This is a genomic window from Skermanella rosea, assembly GCF_016806835.2.
In the GTDB taxonomy this organism is placed as follows: Bacteria; Pseudomonadota; Alphaproteobacteria; order Azospirillales; family Azospirillaceae; genus Skermanella; species Skermanella rosea.
The window spans coordinates 4,888,671-4,907,779 of record NZ_CP086111.1; the positions used below are offsets into that span (position 1 = coordinate 4,888,671).

15 protein-coding genes (1 of these 15 only partly in view) are annotated in these 19,109 nt (G+C 66.3%); 5 read left to right on the forward strand and 10 right to left on the reverse strand.

Features of this window, described 5'->3' with window-relative positions; genetic code table 11:
* The 3 genes from JL101_RS22815 to JL101_RS37115 form a co-directional block, all read right to left on the reverse strand.
* Positions 1–2,098 carry the 5' end (the start) of an autotransporter-associated beta strand repeat-containing protein gene (locus tag JL101_RS22815; RefSeq protein ID WP_323374741.1) on the reverse strand. The gene continues 23,549 nt to the left of window position 1, outside the view, so only the first 2,098 of its 25,647 coding nucleotides appear in the window; the start codon lies at positions 2,096–2,098; its stop codon lies off the left edge, out of view.
* On the reverse strand, positions 2,071–7,722 hold the full coding sequence (locus JL101_RS36555) for a DUF4347 domain-containing protein (protein ID WP_203102781.1): 5,652 nt from the start codon (positions 7,720–7,722) through the stop codon (positions 2,071–2,073). The genes JL101_RS22815 and JL101_RS36555 overlap by 28 nt, the downstream gene beginning before the upstream one ends.
* A gap of 289 nt (positions 7,723–8,011) precedes the next feature.
* On the reverse strand, positions 8,012–8,173 hold the full coding sequence (locus JL101_RS37115) for a hypothetical protein (protein ID WP_323374681.1): 162 nt from the start codon (positions 8,171–8,173) through the stop codon (positions 8,012–8,014).
* Between JL101_RS37115 and JL101_RS36935 the strand changes: the two genes are divergently transcribed.
* Positions 8,105–8,266 (forward strand): antitoxin, encoded by a 162-nt coding sequence (locus JL101_RS36935; protein WP_456115348.1) that lies wholly within the window; start codon positions 8,105–8,107, stop codon positions 8,264–8,266. The two genes, JL101_RS37115 and JL101_RS36935, sit on opposite strands and share 69 nt — an antisense overlap.
* Entirely contained in the window at positions 8,263–8,670 is a 408-nt protein-coding gene (locus JL101_RS22835; protein ID WP_323374682.1) for a type II toxin-antitoxin system VapC family toxin, read from the forward strand. The genes JL101_RS36935 and JL101_RS22835 overlap by 4 nt, the downstream gene beginning before the upstream one ends.
* Before the next feature lie 267 nt (positions 8,671–8,937).
* Here JL101_RS22835 and JL101_RS22840 read toward each other — a convergent pair whose 3' ends face one another.
* Positions 8,938–9,405 (reverse strand): REP-associated tyrosine transposase, encoded by a 468-nt coding sequence (locus tag JL101_RS22840; RefSeq protein ID WP_228435090.1) that lies wholly within the window; start codon positions 9,403–9,405, stop codon positions 8,938–8,940.
* Positions 9,406–9,541: 136 nt separating this feature from the next.
* Positions 9,542–9,880, reverse strand: a complete 339-nt coding sequence (locus JL101_RS22845; protein WP_203102785.1) for a DUF6916 family protein — start codon at positions 9,878–9,880, stop codon at positions 9,542–9,544.
* A gap of 423 nt (positions 9,881–10,303) precedes the next feature.
* On the opposite strand from JL101_RS22845, the gene JL101_RS22850 reads away from it, so the two are divergent.
* On the forward strand, positions 10,304–10,933 hold the full coding sequence (locus tag JL101_RS22850) for a phage tail protein (protein WP_203102786.1): 630 nt from the start codon (positions 10,304–10,306) through the stop codon (positions 10,931–10,933).
* Positions 10,934–10,986: 53 nt separating this feature from the next.
* Here JL101_RS22850 and JL101_RS22855 read toward each other — a convergent pair whose 3' ends face one another.
* Positions 10,987–11,316: a DUF6916 family protein gene (locus JL101_RS22855; protein ID WP_203102788.1), complete on the reverse strand. Its 330-nt coding sequence runs from the start codon at positions 11,314–11,316 to the stop codon at positions 10,987–10,989.
* Positions 11,317–11,413: 97 nt separating this feature from the next.
* Here JL101_RS22855 and JL101_RS22860 point away from each other — a divergent pair, with 97 nt between their 5' ends.
* A complete protein-coding gene (locus JL101_RS22860) occupies positions 11,414–11,965 on the forward strand; it encodes a GNAT family N-acetyltransferase (protein WP_203102789.1) in 552 nt (183 codons plus the stop codon).
* Here JL101_RS22860 and JL101_RS22865 read toward each other — a convergent pair.
* The 4 genes from JL101_RS22865 to nifA all read right to left on the reverse strand — a co-directional run bounded on the left by JL101_RS22865 (position 11,952) and on the right by nifA (position 17,722).
* Positions 11,952–12,251, reverse strand: a complete 300-nt coding sequence (locus tag JL101_RS22865) for a DUF6916 family protein (protein ID WP_203102791.1) — start codon at positions 12,249–12,251, stop codon at positions 11,952–11,954. The genes JL101_RS22860 and JL101_RS22865 overlap by 14 nt on opposite strands.
* 170 nt (positions 12,252–12,421) lie before the next feature.
* A complete protein-coding gene (locus JL101_RS22870; RefSeq protein WP_228434914.1) occupies positions 12,422–13,711 on the reverse strand; it encodes an IS4 family transposase in 1,290 nt (429 codons plus the stop codon).
* Between the two features lie 235 nt (positions 13,712–13,946).
* Positions 13,947–15,668, reverse strand: a complete 1,722-nt coding sequence (locus JL101_RS22875; RefSeq protein WP_203097852.1) for a catalase — start codon at positions 15,666–15,668, stop codon at positions 13,947–13,949.
* A gap of 182 nt (positions 15,669–15,850) precedes the next feature.
* Positions 15,851–17,722, reverse strand: coding sequence for a nif-specific transcriptional activator NifA (gene nifA / locus JL101_RS22880; protein WP_203097853.1), 1,872 nt, complete (start codon positions 17,720–17,722; stop codon positions 15,851–15,853).
* 559 nt (positions 17,723–18,281) lie between these two features.
* Between nifA and JL101_RS22885 the strand changes: the two genes are divergently transcribed.
* Positions 18,282–19,073 carry a GntR family transcriptional regulator gene (locus tag JL101_RS22885; protein ID WP_203097854.1) on the forward strand — a complete coding sequence of 264 codons (792 nt, stop codon included), beginning with the start codon at positions 18,282–18,284 and terminating at the stop codon, positions 19,071–19,073.
* Positions 19,074–19,109: the final 36 nt, after the last annotated feature.

The window sequence follows — 19,109 nt, forward strand, 5'->3', positions numbered from 1 at the left end:
CCGCGTTGTCGTAGGTGCCGGTGGCGGTCAGGCTGAGCGTGCCGCCGTTCAGGGTCACCGTGCCGCCGGTCAGCGCGTCGTTGGCGCCGACCGACAGCGTTCCGGCGGAGACCGTGACGCCGCTGGTCAAGCCCGTCCTGTTGCCGGTGCTGGTCAGGATCAGCGTACCGGAACCGGCCTTGGTCAGCGCCTGCGCTCCGCCGCCCAGCGCGCCGCCGATGGTCAGGGTAGTGCCGGAAGCGGTGGTGACGGTCGCGGCGGCGGTCAGCGTCACGGCGCCGCTCAGCGTGTTGGCGCCGCTCACGTTGACCAGCGCGCCGCCGCTGGAAATGCCGGTGCCGGCCAGCCCGGCGATCGCCTCGGCGATCGTGATGCCGCCTGACAGGCCCAGCGCGGCACCACTGGTGACCGTGGTGGTGCCGCCGGTCGTGCCCAGCGCGGTGGCGTGCGCCGCCACCAGCGTGCCGGTCGAGACGGTGGTGGCGCCGGTATAGGTGTTGGCCCCCGACAGGGTCACGGTGCCGCTGCCGACCTTGGTCAAGGCGAAGTCGCCGGACACCACCCCGCTCAAGGTCAGCGTGTCGCCGCTCTGGTATGCCCCGATGTCGGTGTCGGCCGCCAGGGTGATATTGCCGATAACGGTCGCCGAACCGGTGCCCTCGTTGACCTTGAGCGCGCCGAACCCGGCGTTCACGCCGGTGCCGCTCAGCGTCAGCGCGTCGGCGATGGTGATGCCGTTGCCGAGCCGGAGCGTGGCGCCGCTGGCCACCGTGGTGCCGCCTTGCGACGTGCCCAGCGCGTTGTTGTGCGTGGCGATCAGGACGCCTTGGCTGAGGGTGGTGGCGCCGGTATAGGTGTTGTTGCCGCTGAGCGTCAGCGCGCTGCTGCCGGACTTGGTCAGCGTCCCCGAGCCGGAGATCTGGCCGGACAGGGTGACGGCGGCGGAATTGCTCACCGTGCCGCCGTTCGACCCCAGCTCGATCGGGTTGTCGATGGTGGTGGCGCCGGTCACCGTCAGCGTGCCGCCGTTCAGCGTCAGCAGGCCGCCGCCCAGGTTGCCGTCGCCGGCGACGCTCAGCCCGCCGGCCGACACCGTCGTCGCCCCGGTGTAGCTGTTGGTGCCCGTCAGGGTGAGCACGCCCGCCCCCGCCTTGGCGAAGGCCCCGGCCCCGCCGATCACCCCGGCCAGGGTGGCGTTGCCGGCATAGGTCGCGGTCAGGGTCATGCCGCTGTCGATGGTCACGTCGGTGGTGGCCGAACCGTTGCCGGTCAGCGCGCCGATCGTTTCGTTGCCGCTCACCTGGAACACGCCGGAGCCGGACAGGGTGACCGCGGCGGCGTTGCCGATAGCACTGCCGCCGGTGACGGCCAGCGTTCCGGCGGAAATGTCCCAGCCGACCGCATCGGTGTTGCTTCCCGACAGGGTAAGGGTGCCGGCGCCGGCTTTGGTGAGGGTCACCGCCGTCCCGGAAATCGTCCCGTTCAACTCGGCGGCGTTGGCGTTGGTGATGGTGGCGCTCTGCGACACCGTGATCGCGTTGGTGATCCGGTTGGCGCCCGTCGCGGTGCCGGTGATGGTCAGCCCGTGGGCCGAACTCGACGCGTTCAGCGTGAGGGCGCCGCTGCCGAGGTTGGTGCCGTCGGTGACGCTGAGCGTGCCGTTGGGGACGATCGTGCCGCCCTGATAGGTGTTGGTCCCACTGAGCGTCAGGGTGCCGTTGCCGGTCTTGTTCAGCCCGCCCGTCCCGTCGATGGCCCCGGACAGGGTCAGGCTTTTGTTGTTGGCGAGGGCGATGGCGACGGTGCCGGACCCCGTCAGGGTGATGGCGTTGTCGGTCGATGCGGAGCCGCCGAGGGTGGTGACGGTCAGGGTCGAGCCGGCAGCGAGGCTGATCGCCCCGGTGCCCAGGTTGGCATCGGCGTCGAACGACAGCGTGCCCTCGGACACGCCGATGGTGTTGAGACCCGTGTTGGCGGTGCTGTTGGTCCCGCCCAGGGTCAGCGTGCCCGCGCCGGTCTTGCTCAGGGCCGACACGTTGGTCCCGTTGTCGCCCAGGGAGGAGTTGATGGTCAGCGTGTCGCCGGTGCCGACAGCCACGGCGAACGCCCCTCCCAGGGCGAACGACTGGCCGGAGAGGACGAGCGTTCCGCTGCCCGCCGTGTCGTCGAACGAGAAGCCGACCCCGTCGCGCACGTGTAACCGGCGTCCAGGGTGATGGTCGAGCCCCGCAGCCCCTCGGCGAACCGGATGGTGACCGAACCGGTGGCCTGGTTGGCGAAGTGCAACGCCTCCTTCAGGTCGAGGCCTGGACCGGTGCCGTCGGCGGTTTCCGCGGTGACGGTGCCGGCGACTGCGCCGCCGTCGATGGCCGCGACCGTCACCACCAGATCGTTGGACACGGTGACGGTCACCGTGCTGGTGGTCGTGTTGTTGGCGCCCTGGCCGTCGTTGGCGGTGATGGAGAGCGTGTAGGTGCCGGGGGTGAGCGCCGACGGGGTGCCCGCCTGGAGCGTGGCGTTGTTGGTCCCGGTCAGAGTGAAGGGCGTGCCGTTGATCGTGATCGGCTGGCTGTTCGCGTCCACCCCGGTGACGGTGCCCAGCGTGAAGGTGACGGTGTGGCTCTCCACATCCGTCGCCGACAGCGTGCCGATCGCGGTGTTGGCCGCGTCGAAGACGCTGATGGCCGAAGCCGACAGCGCGATTCCGGTCGGCGCGTCGTTCACGGCCGTCACCGCCACCGTGCGGGTGGCGGCCGTCCCGGCGTTGCCCGCCCCGTCGGTCAGGGTGAAGGAGACGGTGCGGTTCGACGTGCCCGGATTTTCCGACGTGCTGTCATAACGGATGGCGGCGATGGTGTCCTGGATGTTCTGGGCCGTCGCGGTCGCGCCGAAGGTGATGGTCCAGGCGGTGCCGCCGGTCACGCTGCTGGCCGTGACGGTGCCGATGGCGGTGGTGCCCGAGCGCAGGTCGGTGCCGGAGACGTTGATGCCGGTGTCGGTGCCGGTCAGCAGCGACAGCCGGTCCGTGGCTTCCGCGTTGGCGGTGATCTGCACCGCCAGCACTGAGAAGCCGGGCGACCCGGCCTCCGTCACCGTGGCGCTGCCGGCGATGGCGGCGGCGGTGCCGTTCTCGGTGTAGGCGTGGGCCGACGTGTCGGTGATGCCGACCGTCGGGACGGCGGTGTCGAGCGTCATGGTGAGCGAGCCGCCCGCCGTGCCCACGTTGCCGGCCTGGTCGGTCACGCGCGCGGTCAGCGTCTTCGCCACGCTCCCCCCCAGCGCGCCGTCCGCCAGCGTGAACTCGTAATAGCCGTTGGAGATGTCCGTGCCGGACAGCGTGCGCGTGACCGGCGTGCCGAAGGGGTTCCCGCCCAGCAGCAGCTCCAGCGTGTCGTTCTCGACCGCGCTGGTGCCGGCCAGCGACACCCGGAAGGTCGGCGTGGTGTCGTTGGTCACGTCGTCGCTGCTCGAACCGCCGGTGTCGCTGCCGGCCGTCAGGTCGATGGTGGTGGTGGGCGCGCCGGGCGCGGTATTGTCGAGGGTGTAGGTCTGGCCGGAGATGAAGCCGCCGACGATGGCGGTGCCCCCGTTCGCGATGCCAGTGCCCGAGGCGTTCAGATCGAGCCGGATCGTCCCGTCCCCGGTGATGTTCGTCACCTGGACGGTCCAGGTCGTGCCGCTGCCGGCCGGCGTGCCGATGGTGCCGGTCGCGTTGCCGGTGGCGGTCAGCGTGAAGTCGGTCGCGTCCACCCCCGTCACCGGCTGGCTGAAGGTGACGGTGAAGGTCACGGCGTCGGCGTTGGTGAGAGCCCCGGACGGCGTGGTGCGGTTGATCGTAGCCACAGTGGGGGCGTTCACCACCGACACGGTGGTGTCGGTGTTGGGGCTGGCGGCAACGCCGCCGTTGGCGGTGCCGTCGCCGTCGTTCACCACGAAACGCACCGTGCGGTCGCCCGCGGTGGGCGTGCCGGCGCTGTTCTGGTAGGTGATGTTCTGGATCAGCGCCGCGATGGCCGCGGGCGTGGCGTTGGCGGTGGTGAAGGTGATGGCCAGGGCCGTGGACCCGGTGCCGCCGGTGTAGGTGCCGATGGCGGCGCCCCCATAGGTGACGGTGCCGCCCGATGCGCCGATCTGGCCGGTGCCGGTGCCCTGGTTGCGGATCGCCAGCACCTCGCTCGTCCCGTCCTGGAGCCCGGCCGCGATCGACACGGTCAGGCTGCCGCCGTTGAAGTCGGCGGCACCATCCGGGTCGGTGACGCCGGCCGCCGGGGCCTGGTCGATCACCACGGCCGATCCGCCGCCCACGAACGTCACCGAGTCGCCCGCGAGCGTGTTGATCGCCGGCTGGTCGTTCACAGCGGTTACGGTGACCGACAGGCTCTGGCTCAGGCTGTTGCTGCCGCCATTGGCGGTGCCGCCGTTGTCCGCCACGGTGAAGGTGACGTTGCCGGTGCCGCTGGCGTTGGCCACCGTCCGGTACGTCAGGCCCTGGAGGTCGGCGAGGCTGAGCGTGCCGTTGGCGTTGACCTGCGTTCCACCGTTCCACAGGGTGATGAAGGACGGGATGCCGGTGACGGTGTAGGTCGGCGTCTGCCCGCTCTCGTCCGCGCCGCCGCCCGGCCCGTACGTCACCGCGCCCAGACCCAGCGTGGTGCCGCTGCTGTTGGAGCTGTCCTCGTTGACGGTGATCGCGCTCAGCGTGCCGGCCGTCAGGACCGGCGCGTCGTTGACCGGATCGATCGTGACGTTGACGGTGATGGTGTCGGTGCCGCCCTGGCCGTCGGATACCTGGACCGTGAAGCTGTCGGAGCCGCTGAAGTTGGCGTTCGGCGTGTAGGTGATGGCCTTGGAGGCGCCGGTGCCGGTGGCCCCTGCGGTTCCGTTCGACGCCGCCGAGGAGATCGACCACGTCAGTGCCGATCCCGCCTGCTCGTTGTCCGAGGCGTTGAGCGTCAGGCTGAAGGCGGTTGGGCTGCCGTCCTCCGACATGGTGACGGCCTGGGGACCGGCGCCTTCGGTGATGGTGGGCGGGGTGTTGGGGGCGGCAATGTTGACCGTGAACGTCCCGGCGCTGGCATTGGCGGTCACCGCGTTGCCGGCGGTGTCGGTCACTTCGCTGCCGACGATGGCAATGGTGTAGGTGCCGTTGTCGGCGGAATCCCAGGACCCGCCCGGCGGGATGACCGTGTAGGTGGCAGTGCCGGAATTCCAGCTTGCGCCGGTAACGGTCAGCGTGCCGCCGCCGGCCTTGGTGACCGTGACGTCACTGGTGTCGATCGAGGACGAGTTGATGCCGACATTATCGGAATAGGCGATGGTGAACTGGTAAGACGTGCCGCCGGATGTCGTGACGCTGGAGGCCGTGACTGTGCCGGCGGTGGGGGCGGTGGAGTCGGCTGCTCCGAAATTCACTGTCGTCGTCGCGACGGCACTGTCCGAGGCGTCAGATGCATAGATATTGATGGTTCGCGAGGAACCGGTCGGCGTACCAGCAGTATTGATGTACGTGACGGCCGCAATGGCCGCCTGCATGTCGGCCACGCTGGCGCCCGACTTGCTGTATAGCCGCAGGGTTCCGGTCGAAGAGTCGTAAAGGACGGAGTTGATGTTGCTGTGGGTTCCCGTCAGCGACAGGCTTTCCGATGCGCCATCCTGAATGTTCGAGATGGTAATGACCGCACTGCGCACATTGGTGTCGCCGGAAAGTGACCCGATCGACACGTTGTTGCCGACGACAACGCCGCCCGACACGTAGGTCGTCGCGTAATTGTTGCCGCCCGTGCTGCCATCGAGGTCGAGCGTGCGCGCCGCAGCATATTCATAGGCACCGCGATCGACGTTGGTGCTGACCGTGCGCGGATTGAGCAAGGCGTCCAAACTGGCGTTCGGCGAGGGGGAAGTGGCCGATCCCGCATCGATGGCGGACGCCCCGGAGGCAAGGCGGAGATCGCGGTTGGAACCCGAACCGACATTGACGAAAAGGCCGCTCGTGCTTCCCGTGGTCACATTGGTCTGATTGATCGTTGCGGAACCGCCACTTGAGACGTAGGTTCCGAGATCCGCACCGCTCGCCGCCGAATTGCCGACAACGATCGAGTCGTAAAGGTTGATCACCGTAGTATTGGTGGACGCACTAGAGTAGATGCCACCAGCGTTTCCGGTTGCGGTGTTTCCGACGACCGTTAGATTGTAATAATTGTGAGTCCCGGCGGCAACTCGAAGGGCTCCGCCACCCTGGGCGCCAGCCCCGGTCGACGTATTATTATAGAACACACTGTTGCTTATGGTCCCCCCGACGGTTGAACTAAATGAGCCCGCACCACCGAAGCCGGCGGAGCTGTTCGAATGGAAGACGCTCCGGTCGATTGAATAGCTGGCGGCACCGGAGATCCCGATCACTCCTCCCTGGTGATTGGCAGCGGTGGCTGAATTGTTGTAGAAAAGGGAATCCGAAATCGTAACAGAACCGCCTACTGCGGCGGTTACATGCCGAATGACCGTTGCAGCGGTGACGACGGAACTTGAAAAATTTCTGAACTCAACACTTAAGAGGGTTACGTCGACATTGTTGGTTGAAACGACGTTGATACCCGTTTTGCTGTTCCCGTTGATGATCACGTCGGGAATGTCGTCGCCGTTGACATCGCCGTCGATTGTAAGGTCGACGGTGAGGTTTGGAAGATTGGCGTTCAGCGTGATCGTGCGTTCCGCCACGGTCCTCGTCGCCGGGTTGAACAGCGTGGCATCAAAGCCGATCGTCTTGGCCGTCGTCGTGCCGCCGGCGGCGATGGCGTCGGCGTAGGCCTTTTCGAACGTGCCCGCCCCGGTGCCGCCGACAATACTTGTCACCGTGTAGTCGGCCAGCGAACCCGTGAATGCGTCAAGCGCCGCCGCGGTGAACACGGAAGAGTCGGCGACCGAGCCGCTGGTCGCTTCAAGAATCCAGTTGGCCCCCTGGACGGCTAGGCCTGTGACGTCCTTGGAGGCGGCGATGTCAGCGCCGGTGATGGCGTGCAACCGATTGATGAAAGCCAGCCCTTCGGCGCTCTCCGCGATCTGGCACCCGTAAAACAGGATGTCGCCGTCAGAATTGAGGGAGGCGCCCAAAGCCTGCAACTCGGCTTCGTACCGATCCAACGAGCCGTCCCAAAGAAAGTCCGTGCCGATGTAGAGCTGGGCGTCCCAACCATGGCTGACGACATGGATGGCGTCGTAACCAGTGTGAGTCCGTGACCATTCCGCCATCTGCGCGAGACCGCTCTTGGTCCCATCCAGCAGCACCACCTCCACGCCCGCGCTTACGCCGTCGGCCAACACCTGCCAGTCGGCAACGCTGGTGTCGATGAATGCAACCTCCGTCCGTCCGCCGTTGGTCGTCGCGTCCGCTTCACGAATCACTTGATAGCCATTCCCGGACGCTTGAGCGGTCGGTATGGGAGTCCCGCCCGACTCGGCCGCCTGCGCCGCCGCGTCTAGAAGCTGCTGGTCCACCGGCTGCTCGGCGGCATCGAACAGCGGATCGGCGCCTGCATCCTGCGCCGCCGCATCGACCGCCGTCGCCACACCCGCCGCGTCGAACATGAAGCGCGGTTCCAGCGCCAGGGCCATGCTGGCCGCCGGTTGTCCAGCCCGGAGCGCGCCATCGGCAGTTTCGCTCTTCAACCGGTCGAGCAGCCTGCGGAAACCGGCACGTTCCTGGCGGCGGATCAGATCGTCGGGCATGATGGCGGTGTCCCTGGGCAGCACAGATTTGGTTACGTTTCCACCGTGTCGGCGGAAGCGGTACGCTTTTCGCGTTACGTCGAAAGCGTATAATGCCCGTTCTTGTGTGTTGAATCAACCAACCTCAGCCCGACGGTTGCATTGGCAACACACATGGGTCGGCCTTGGCCGTAGGGCGAACCTTGACCTACCGGCAAACCCCGGATTTCGCGTCGGGCGAGTACCGCCCTTTTTCCCTATTGCACCAGGGAAAAGCACAAGCATATGCTGCCATATGCCATCTCCATGATCATTGAGGTGAAAAATGCAACCCGCTTCGCGGCATGTCCGCCTTTTCCGGAATGGCCGGAATCAGGCGGTCAGAATACCAGTCGAGTTTGAACTGCCCGGCGACGAGGCCATCATGCACCGTGACGGCAACAGGCTGGTTCTTGAACCAGTGCCGAGGCATGGACTTCTCGCCCTTCTCGCCACATGGGAACCTTTGGACGAAGAGTTTCCCGAGGTCACCGACGAACCGGTGAAACCCGAGGACGTATTTTGACCGCACCCCTGTACATGCTCGACACGAACATCGTTTCCGACCTGATCAGGAACCCGGCCGGCAAAGCCGCCCATCGCATCATGTCGGTTGGCGACAAGGCCCTCTGCACAAGCATCGTCGTCGCGGGGGAGCTTCGATACGGTTGTGCAAGAAAGTCTTCGCCCAAGTTGACCCGGAAGGTCGACGAAATCCTGAGCGTGATACCGGTGCTGCCATTCGACGTGCCGGCCGATGCCGACTACGGCAGAATAAGGTGCGAGTTGGAGCAGGCCGGCCTGTCGATCGGGGGGAACGACCTGCTGATCGCCGCACATGCGATGGTGCTTGGGCTGACCCTGGTTACCGCCAATACACGGGAATTCTCGCGGGTATCGGGCCTGCGGGTTGAGAACTGGCTGGAATGATGACGGGAGAGACGCCGACGGTACACCCGCGATTCCCGCGGACGTGACCGTAGTTGCGCCCATGGCGCAACACACCGCATCCACGCCCGCCGGCCGCCGCAGCGCCGGTGCGGCTGTTGCGCCATGGGCGCAACCTACGACGCCAGCGCCGATGCGGCTACGACTCGGGCCGGTATCACCGGTAGGTTGCGCCCATGGCGCAACACAGCGCGTCCGCGCCCGCCGGTCGCCGCAGCGCCGGTGCGGCTGTTGCGCCATGGGCGCAACCTACCGGCGGTGGATGCTTGAGTAGGGCCAATCGTTGGGGTCGGATACCAGGCCGTGCTTGACCGGGTTCCAATGGATGTATGCCATGCAATGCTCGTGATCGGCATCGTCGCGGATCCGGTGCTCCCAGAAACGGCGCTGCCAAACCGCCTGCTCGTTGCGTCTCGTCCGGGCACCCGGCGGGTCGGGACGTAGATGCGGGGGAAGCAGAGCGGTAAAGCGGCCCTTGATCGCGCCCCACCGCGTGGAATAGTCCGAATCGCCCGCCGGCAACGTCCATATCATGTGCAAATGGTCCGGCAGGACGACGCTTGCCTCGATTCGGAACGGACGGTGGCTCTTCACGATGCGGAAAGCCGCGCGCAGCCAGCCGACCGTCGCCGGATCATCGAACAGCGGTCGCCGCCCATAGGTCACCACGGTGAAGAAGTACGACCCGCCCGGGGTCCGATCGCGCCGGTATTCCATGCCGGCGGCATAGCACGCCATCGCATGCCGGCCACCGCGACACCTTCGCCTCGGGTTCGTAGGGTGCGCCCATAGTGCAACATCATGCACCCGCGGCCGGTCCCGGCGGACGATCACGAGGACCGGCCGTTCCGCGTCAGGCGAACTCCGCCAGGTATTGCTGGATCGGCTTGGTGCAGGCGACCGGGATCAGGGGGACATAGGAAATCTCCCGCCCGTCCTCGCTCGTCAGGTGGTAGATGCCCGGGGAAAGCCGCTCCTCCGACGGATTGGCAAAGGTCAGGGTGAACGGGATATTGGCGGTTTCAAGATCCTCCTCCCCCTCCCTGATGCGGATCAACCGCAATTCCACCGGCCGCGGGATCGCCGCGGCGGTGAAAACATTGCCCACCTGTTTCTTGAAATAATCGATATCGACCGGATCCCAACCACTCATCGAAGCTACCCAATCGGCGTTTTGGTCAAAGCTGACCAATGTACCTATATCGAATGGACTAATCTTTCGTTAAGGGCCCGGGCCGCTGCGACCCGGAATGCCGACGGATGCCGCCCGAGCGCTTCCGAGTCGAGGCATCCCCCCTCTCCGGCGGCCACACCTCGCCGGTTCCATCTCTCCCGCACCCTGCGGACCGGCATACCACCGTACCTTGGATTGGTCGTAAAGCTCCGCATACCTCTCGAAAAGCGCATAGTGCGATATCGATTCATCCATCGAGTGTTTTTGTCAATGCAATCCGCGCGGGATTTCGGGTAGCCATGGCTGAGGTCCTAAGCCTTTCGGACGAACCGAAGCAAATCCGGTTCTTCGATGGTCCAGGGCCGAGCGGGGGAAACGGCGGCCCCCCGCGGGGGTAGCCCCGGAATGTTTCGCCATCGCACCAGGAAGGAAGAGTCGAAGATGTCCGATCCGTATTTGGGCACGATCATGCCGGTCGCGTTCCAGTTCGCCCCGCAGGACTGGTCCACGTGTCAGGGGCAGAACTATCAGGTCAGCCAGTACAGCGCCCTGTATTCGCTGCTCGGCAACACCTTCGGCGGCAACGGCAGCCAGAACTTCAATCTGCCGGACCTGACGGGCCGGACCATCATCGGCCAGGGCATTCTGAGCCTCAATGGCGTGAACACCCCGTACAACACCGGCGTCAAGGGCGGGTCCGTCACCGCGACGCTGACCACGGCCAACGTTCCGCTGGCGGCGCATACCCATCCGGTGAGCGGGACGGCCTCCGGTTCGGTGACCATCAACGGGACCCAGGGTCCGGCGACCGAAGCCGGGCCGAGCACCGGCAACGTGCTGGCGACCGCCAGCTACGAGGACCCCGGCACCTTTGCCGTCAGCCCCGTCAAGATCTACGGCCCGGCCAGCGGCGGTGCCGCAGCCCCCATCGGCACCGGCACCGTTTCTCTCAGCGGCGTGACGGTTGGCGCCAACACCCCGACCGGCGCGACGCCGTTCAACATCCGGGAGCCCTACCTGCCCCTGTACTACATCATCGCGATCAACGGTCTCTATCCGACCCGTCCGTGATCCGACGTTGCCGGGCCGCCGCTCTCCGTGGGGACGCGGCGGCCCGGAAGCGCTCAGTTGAAGGCCACGTGGTAGCCCATGCCGTTCTCCTCCCGGTCGGGCGTCAGGCTCGGGATGATGTGGAAGCCGAGGACTCCCGTGCCCTCCGCCTCGACCTCGTAGAACCCTTCCACCAGCAGCGGATCGGCCGGCCCGCGGAACTGGAGCGTCAGCGGCTTGCGGAACCTGGGGTGCGACGCCCCCTTGCTGGGATCATAGGCGCCGGTCAGCCGCAGCTTGAAGTCGGGCGGCACGTCCGGGTGGAGGATCGAGAACTCCTTGCCGATCCACGGCGTGAAAACCTCCAGGGTGAAGATGTCGGGAGCGGCGGTCGCTTCGGTCATGTCATGGCTCTTTCCGGAAGTGTAACGTTCCGGCATTATACTCCGGACGGCCTATGACTCCAGCTTTCCGACTTACCTCCTCCAGAAGGCGTTCCGCATGATCCGCGACGGCGACCGCATCCTGACCACCCGGCCCGGGTTGACCCTGCGGCCCGAGCATCCGGACGACGAGGCGCTCCTCTTCCGCATCTTCGTCGCGTCCAAGGCGCTGGATTTCGACGACATGCCCATGCCGCAGCACCAGAAGGATTTCCTGCTGCGCCAGCTGCATGTCTCGCAGCTCTACAATTGGCGGCATCTTTACCCGGACCTGGAGCAGTGGATCATCGAATGCGACGGCGAGCCGGTCGGCCGCCTGATCTTCTCCAACCCGCCGGACCAGATCCTGCTCCACGACCTCGCGATGCTGCCGGGGCGCAAGGGCGTGGGCGGCGGCCGGATCGTGATCAGGGACGTGATCTTCGCCGAGGCGGTCCGCTGCGGGAAGGTCGCGCGGGCCTCCGTGGCGCCCCACAATCCGGCGCGCAGGCTCTATGCCCGGCTGGGCGTGACCGAGCTTCCGATGACGCCCGACTCGCCGATGATCCCGCTGGAATGGCTGCCCCCGGCGCTGCGCCGGCCGGCCTCCGCGCCCGTCAGTTGTGGATGATCTGGTATTCCTGCATCGGTCCGCTGGACTGGATCGGCGCCATGAAGACCTGCCGGAACTCCCGCCCGCTCTCGCTCTTGAAATCGTAGGTGCCTTCCAGCAGCAGCGTGTCGCGCGGGCTGGCGAAGATCAGCGAGAAGGGAATGCGGAAATCGCGGAGCGTCGGCACGCCTTCCTTCAGGCGGATCAGCTTGATCCTGACCGGCTTGGGCACGGTATCCACCCAGAACATGTTGCCGACCTCGCTTCGGAAGGTCTCGACCGTCAGCGACCCGAATACCACCATGACCAGCGCACTCCACGTTCTCCATAAGTATTACCACTAACCGCATGGAGCCGGGCAGTAAAGTGATAAATCTCCGCTGCCGACGACCCGGACCTTCGGGAGCAGCGGCGTCCCGATGATCCGATCGGCGCAGGCAGAGAAAAGCCCCTCTCCCGTTTCCGGCTAGTCTATCAACAGATCTTTTGCCGGAGAGCTACGCCCTCGCACATTGTTGCGAAACGGGCGTAGCCTCTGGCAAAAGTGATGGGTCCAGCCGGCTTGGATTTGGGATAGCCGTCCCAGCCGCCCAAACGGGCGATAAACCATGCGGCCCAAGCCAGCGTGTCGGGCGGATGTGGGTTTTTGCGGGCGGCGGTGCGGCCTTCCAGACGTGGTTGTAGGGCGATCAGGACGCTGACCTGCTGTGCGGAGAAAGTGTCGTCGATCGGGCGAACCAGGACGCCGTCGCGAACGCCGAGCAGTTGCAGGATGTGCGTGGCGGCGACCAGGGCGACGAAAGCCAGCCGCTGAAGGGCGTCGGCGCTTTCGACCTGGCTCGACTCGATATCCAGCCCCTGCGTCTTGAGAGTACGGAAAAGCTGCTCGATGGTCCAGCGCCGCCGGTACCAAAGCACGATTTCCAAGGCTTTTGCGGTGTCCTCGACCTGATGTGTCGTCAGCAGCCGCCAATGTACCGGGTCTTCTCCGGCGGGGGCGTCCACTTCGCGAACATCGACCATTCGAAGGGCGAGCGCCGGTGCGGCGCCGGGGTGTGTCCCGTTCCTGGGCCGTTTCACCGCGACCGCGCCGTAGCGCAGTTCCAGGGTCGCCGTGCGGGCCGAGCGCTTGCCGGGGCGTTCGGGAAGGTCCAGCGTGAAGCGCTCCGCCACCGCCAGCGCGTCGCTCCAGGCGTATAAGTAGCCGCCTCCGGCCAGCGCCCTGTCGCGGCAGGCCCGCGTCAGAAGATCGAAACCCGTTTCCGGCAGCCGCTCCCATTCCTCGTAGATGTCGCTTTCGCGGTCGGCGACGACCGTGACGTGCCGGGCCGTATCGAGATAGTGCTTGGCTGTCTGCGCGCCCTCCAGCCAGCGCATCGATTCCTTGCTCTCGATCGGCAGAGCCCGACGGTGCTTGGCCGCGGTTTCATGACGGGCGTAGACCTGCGCTCCGACAAGTCCCAGACAAGCTCCGCTTTCGGCCTCGACCGCCAGCACCGGATGGACGAACAGCCCGGCGTCCCGGCCATTGCCCACGGTGCCCAGGCCCCGCGTTCGTCCGGCATGGGCCTGATAGTTCAATTCGCTGGTGTCCTGGATGGCCAGAACATGCAGGCCGACGACGCGCGCCCGCATCTGCTCGCCGATCGTGCATTCCATTTCCACCAGTCTTACCTTGGCATTGTTCAGCCAACGCCCGAAGCGAGCCTCTTCGATCCGGTCGTTCGACAAACGCCGAATGCGGACGGTCGAGCGCTCGACCATCCTTTGCAGCAGTTGCCGCCCCCTTTTTTCAGCCGTTCATCGTTGAAACGGCCGACGATATCAACCTGAATGTCCATTCGTGACGCCCTCCGCCTGAGAACGTCACGAACAGAATCACATCCCCGCCAAACTACGCAACTACAGCGACAAACCCGAGTCAACCTGCCGCACCTAAAAAGATCTGTTGATAGATTAGCCCGTTTCCGGGGAGAGGGGCCTGGGTCTTGCGGCCGGCCTATTCGGCGGCTTGGTCGTGCCGCATTCCCTGCGACGAACCCTTCATCCCGCTCAGGACCTCCTCGGCCGTGGCCTTGCGGTTCTTCACGGAACTGGTCCACTGGCCCCAAACGTTGGGGTCGATCTTGTCGCCGTTGTTGCCCAGGTTCTGGAGCCGGCGCTTGTCCTCGTCGGTCAGCACCTGCTTGGGCAGCGGCGGCAGGTTGCGGACATCGTCGGCGGTGATCCCGAGCACTTCGCCGACGCGGCGGCCATAATCGTCATGGACCAGGAAGAAGTGCCAGATCATCCGTTCCTGGACGTCCCGTTCGCACTGGCCCAGCAGCGTGCCCAGGTTCAGGATCAGGTCGTCGCGTTCCCAGTCCATCATGGTGTTGAAGCGGCCGCGCGCCTGGACATAGTCGTTGCGGCGCTCCAGCACGGCGCGGGTCAGCGGGCCGCGGATCTCCGGCGGGTTGTTGGGCTGCTCCTCCGCGGTCTCCTTCAGGCCGTTGTGGATCGACGGCTCGAAATTGACGTGCGGGTTCTGGCCCGGCGCCAGGTCGCGATAGAAGGACATCTGCCCGCCGGACAGGTTGGTCGCCACCTTCGCGTTCTTGGGCGAATTGACCGGCAGCTGCAGATAGTTGGTGCCGACGCGATAGCGCTGGGTGTCGGAATAGGAGAAGGTCCGGCCGACCAGCATCTTGTCGTCCGAGAAGTCCAGCCCGTCCACCAGCACGCCGGTGCCCATGGCGATCTGCTCGTTCTCGTTGAAGAAGTCCTGGACGTTGCGGTTCAGCGTCATGACGCCGACATGGCGGAGCGGGAAGTCCTTCTCCGGCCAGATCTTGGTGTCGTCCAGCGGGTCCCAGTCCAGTTCGGGGTGCTCATGGTCTTCCATGATCTGGACGAACATATCCCACTTCGGATAGTCGCCGCGCTCGATCGCCTCGAACAGGTCCTTGGTGGCGGAGCCCAGCTCCTGGCCCTGGACCTTGGCCGCTTCCTCCGCCGTCAGGCTGGCGACGCCCTGGCGCGGGTGGAAGTGGTACTTGACCAGCACGGTCTCGCCCTGGGCGTTGACCATCTTGTAGGTGTTGACGCCGAAGCCTTCCATGTGCCGGTAGTTGGCCGGAATGCCGCGCGGGCTGAACAGGTGCGTCAGCATGTGCATGGATTCGGGCGTCTGGCTCATGAAGTCGAAGATCCGGTTCGGCTCCTGGCGGAACGTGACCGGGTCGGGTTTCAGCGAGTGGATGACGTCAGGGAACTTGATGGCGTCGCGGATGAAGAACACCGCCAGGTTGTTGCCGACCAGGTCCCAGTTGCCGTCCTCGGTATAGAACTTGACGGCGAAGCCGCGCGGGTCGCGAGCGGTCTCGGAGGAGTCACGGCCGCCGATCACGGTGGAGAAGCGGATCGCCAGCGGGGTCTTCTTGCCGGCTTCCTGGAACAGCTTGGCGCGGGTGTATTTGGAGGCCGGCTCGTCGCCGATCTTGCCGGTGACCTCAAGCTCGCCGTAGCACACGAAGCCGCGGGCGTGGACGACCCGCTCCGGGATGCGCTCGCGGTCGAAATGGGTGATCTTTTCGAGGAACTGGTAGTTCTCCAGCGTCGCCGGGCCACGGGCGCCGATGGTGCGCGTGGACTGGTTGTTGGCGATCGGATGGCCCTGCCGGGTGGTCAGGATGCCGTCCGATGCTGCCACCGACGGATTCCCCTGTCTTTGATCAGTCATGGCGTTTTCCCCAAGCTGCTTGGTTTTAGCGGCGGACCGCCTGCCCAGAAGGCTGAGGGGCCCACCGCATTAACCATATGGCCGCCTGAAGGTTACACGCCAAGGTCGGTTTTCTTAGAATCGTTTTATTCTGACCGCCGGACCGTCGAAGGGCGGGATTTCGGGCGGCGAACCGCCGGCGGTCAGAACCGCTTGATCTCGATATTGTATTTCCGCAGGGCGTAGCTGACCTGCCGTGTGGTCAGGCCGAGCAGCCGGCCGGCCTTGGCCTGGACCCAGCCGGTGCGTTCCATGGCCCACAGCAGGCGGTCGCGCGGGGTGGTGAATTCCGGCTCGTCGGGGCCGCCGTTGCCGATCCGCATGCCGAGAAGCTCGCCGACCGCGGCGTCGTTCATCGCGTCGGCGGAAGCGTTCGGGTCGGCATAGGCGGGCGGGCCGCCGGCGGGCAGCTGGGGATGCTGCGGCCGCATGGGCTGGGCCAGCGGCATGGGGTTGCCGGCCGGAATGGCGTTGGGCGGCAATGCCGCGGGTGCGGCGGCGCAGGTCCCGCCGGTGGCGGCCGAACAGCCCGGCACGCCGCCGGTGCTGCATCCCGCCCGCGCCGGGGCGGCCTGGGGAAGGACCGGGAGCGCGGCGCCGGGGATGGAGGCGCCGGCGGTCGGCGTGACCGTGCGGTGATGCCACAGGGTCGAGGAGTAGCAGAGGTTCATCTGGCAGGACAGGTCCAGGTCCCAGATCACCCCGTCGCGGCACAGGGTCGCCGCCCGCTCGATGCAGTTCTCCAGCTCGCGCACGTTGCCGGGCCAGGGACATTTCTTGAGGATGTCCAGCGCGTCGTCGTGGAGCGCCACGTTGAGCTGGTTCTCGCGGTTGAACTTCTGGACGAAATGGTTGGCCAGCAGCGGGATGTCGTCGCTCCGCTCGCGCAGCGGCGGCAGGAAGATGGTCACCACGTTGATGCGGTAATAGAGGTCGGCGCGGAACTTGCCCTGGGCGACCGCCTCCTCCAGGTTGACGTTGGTCGCGGTGATGATCCGCACGTCGGTCTTGATGGTCCGGGTGCCGCCGACCCGCTCGAACTCCTGCTCTTGCAGCACGCGCAGCAGCTTGGCCTGGAACGAGGGCGAGATGTCGCCGATCTCGTCCAGGAACAGGGTGCCGCCGGTCGCCAGCTCGAACCGGCCCTTGTGGTCGCGGTTGGCGCCGGTGAAGGCGCCGCGCTCGTGGCCGAACAGCTCGGATTCCAGCAGGCTCTCCGGCAGCGCCGCGCAGTTGATCCGGATGAAGGGCTGTTCCTTGCGCGAGCTGAGCATGTGGATCGCGCGGGCGATCAGCTCCTTGCCGGTGCCGCTCTCGCCGCGGATCAGCACGGTGGAGCGGAACGGCGCCACCCGGTGGACCTGGGCCAGCACCTCCTGCATGCGCTTGCTGCTGCACACCACGTTGTCGACCTGGTAGTCGACCTTGGACACTTCCTTCTGGAGGCGGAACTTCTCCCGCATCATGAAGCGCCGCTCCTCGGCGACGGTGCGGTGCAGGCGCACGGTCTGGCCGATCAGGTTGGCGACCATGGTCAGCAGGCGGACGTCGCTGTCGAAGTTGCCGGCATAGCCCTCGTCGCTGATCCGGTCGATGGTCAGCACGCCGATGCATTCCCCGGCCGCCTTGATCGGCACGCCGACCAGGCTGATCACCACCTCGGCGATGTCGTTGCGCCCGCCGGTGCGGTTGAGGAACAGCGGCTCGTCGGCCAGGTTGGGCACCACGGCCGGCATGCCGGTCTTGACGATCCGCCCGACGATGCCCTCCCCGGCGCGGTACTGGCCGCGCTCCATCTCCTCCTGCGACATGCCGAGCGCCGCGATCAGCCGGAGCGTGCTGTCGTCGGTCAGCAGGCAGATGCGCCCGCGCTGCATTTGCAGATGGTACGACAACAGCCTCAGCACCTCGCGCAGCGTCTGCTGCAGGTCGAGTGAGGAACTCAGGATCTTGCTGACTTCATAGATAGCGAAGAGTTCAACGCTCGATTGGTTGTGGCGTGTCGCTCCGGCCATGGGCAGAACCCTTTCCTCAAGGCAATCAGGGACAGATCAAGTCATCCCGCCACCGATGATGGCGGGTTCAACCCCAGTATCACCTCAGACCCTTCCCGGTGCGCCGGCCCCCTGCCCTTGTGCGCCGCCCGCTGACGCGGGCCGGCCGGGCTGTTGTGACGGGAACGGCGGCTTCATGCTGCACTGAGCGGCATGACGAAGGTCGATCGCCTTCGCGCCTGCAGGGGCGTGCCGTGCCCCTTCGCCCTTGGATCGGGTCTATGCCGCAGTGCGAAGTGTCAAAAATTATCGTGGCCCGCGCAAGCGCCATCTTCCGAACCTCGAACCCGGCCGCCCCCGATCGGGCGGTTTTGCCGCAAGACCCCTATATACTCCTTTCGATAGATGCCGACTAGGACGATTCGCCGAGCGGATTACAGACTGTCCTGTCCCCATACGGGGGTGTCCGGATGGAGCCGAGAAAGGCGCTTGCCGCAAACTGATATATTAGTATATCATCTCCGACATCAGAGCAGCCCGCCCCATGGGGGAATAACGGCAGCCGGAGGAAGCGCAGCGGATGACTTCAGGATTGGACGAGACCGGCGGCGGGACCGCCGAAGCGCCCGCGGCCTCCCCGAAGCCGCGCACCCGGACCGCGCCCAAGCCGGCGCTGCCCAGCGCGGCGCTGCGGGGCGCCACCGTCTCCGCCGCGATCTACCGCGAGCTGCGGGCCGAGATCGTGTCGATGCGCCGCAAGCCCGGCGAGCCGATCGTCGAGAAGCGGATCGCCCAGGACCACGGCGTCAGCCGCACGCCGGTGCGCGAGGCGCTGCTGCGCCTGGCCGACGAGGGGCTGGTGGACATCTTCCCGCAGTCCGGCTCCTTCGTGTCGCGCATCCCGGTCGCCGAGCTGCCGGAAGCCATCCTGATCCGCAAGGCGTTGGAGGAGGCGGCGGTGCGCTACGCCGCCGCCCAGGCGACGCGGTCGCAGGTGGCCAAGCTTCGCGCCAACCTGGAACTTCAGCGGGAGATGAGCGACGGCGCCGACGCCGGCGGCTTCCACGAGGCCGACGAGGCGTTCCACGCGCTGATCGCCGACGCCGCCGGCTGCCCCGGCTTCTGGACCCTGACCCGGCAGGTCAAGGTCCAGGTGGACCGGTACCGGCTGCTGACCCTTCCCGTTCCCGGCCGCATCCGGTCGGTGATCATCGAGCACACCGCCATCGTCGACGCGATCGAGGCCCACGACCCGGCCCGCGCGGCCGAGATGATGGCGGCGCACCTGGAGAGCCTGCGCGCGAGCATCGGCGACATCCGGGAGAACAATCCCTTCTTCTTCTCCGACAGGCCGGAGGGAGCGGGCGGCTGACACGGCGGAAGCCGGGCCGGCCAGCGAAGACACGGA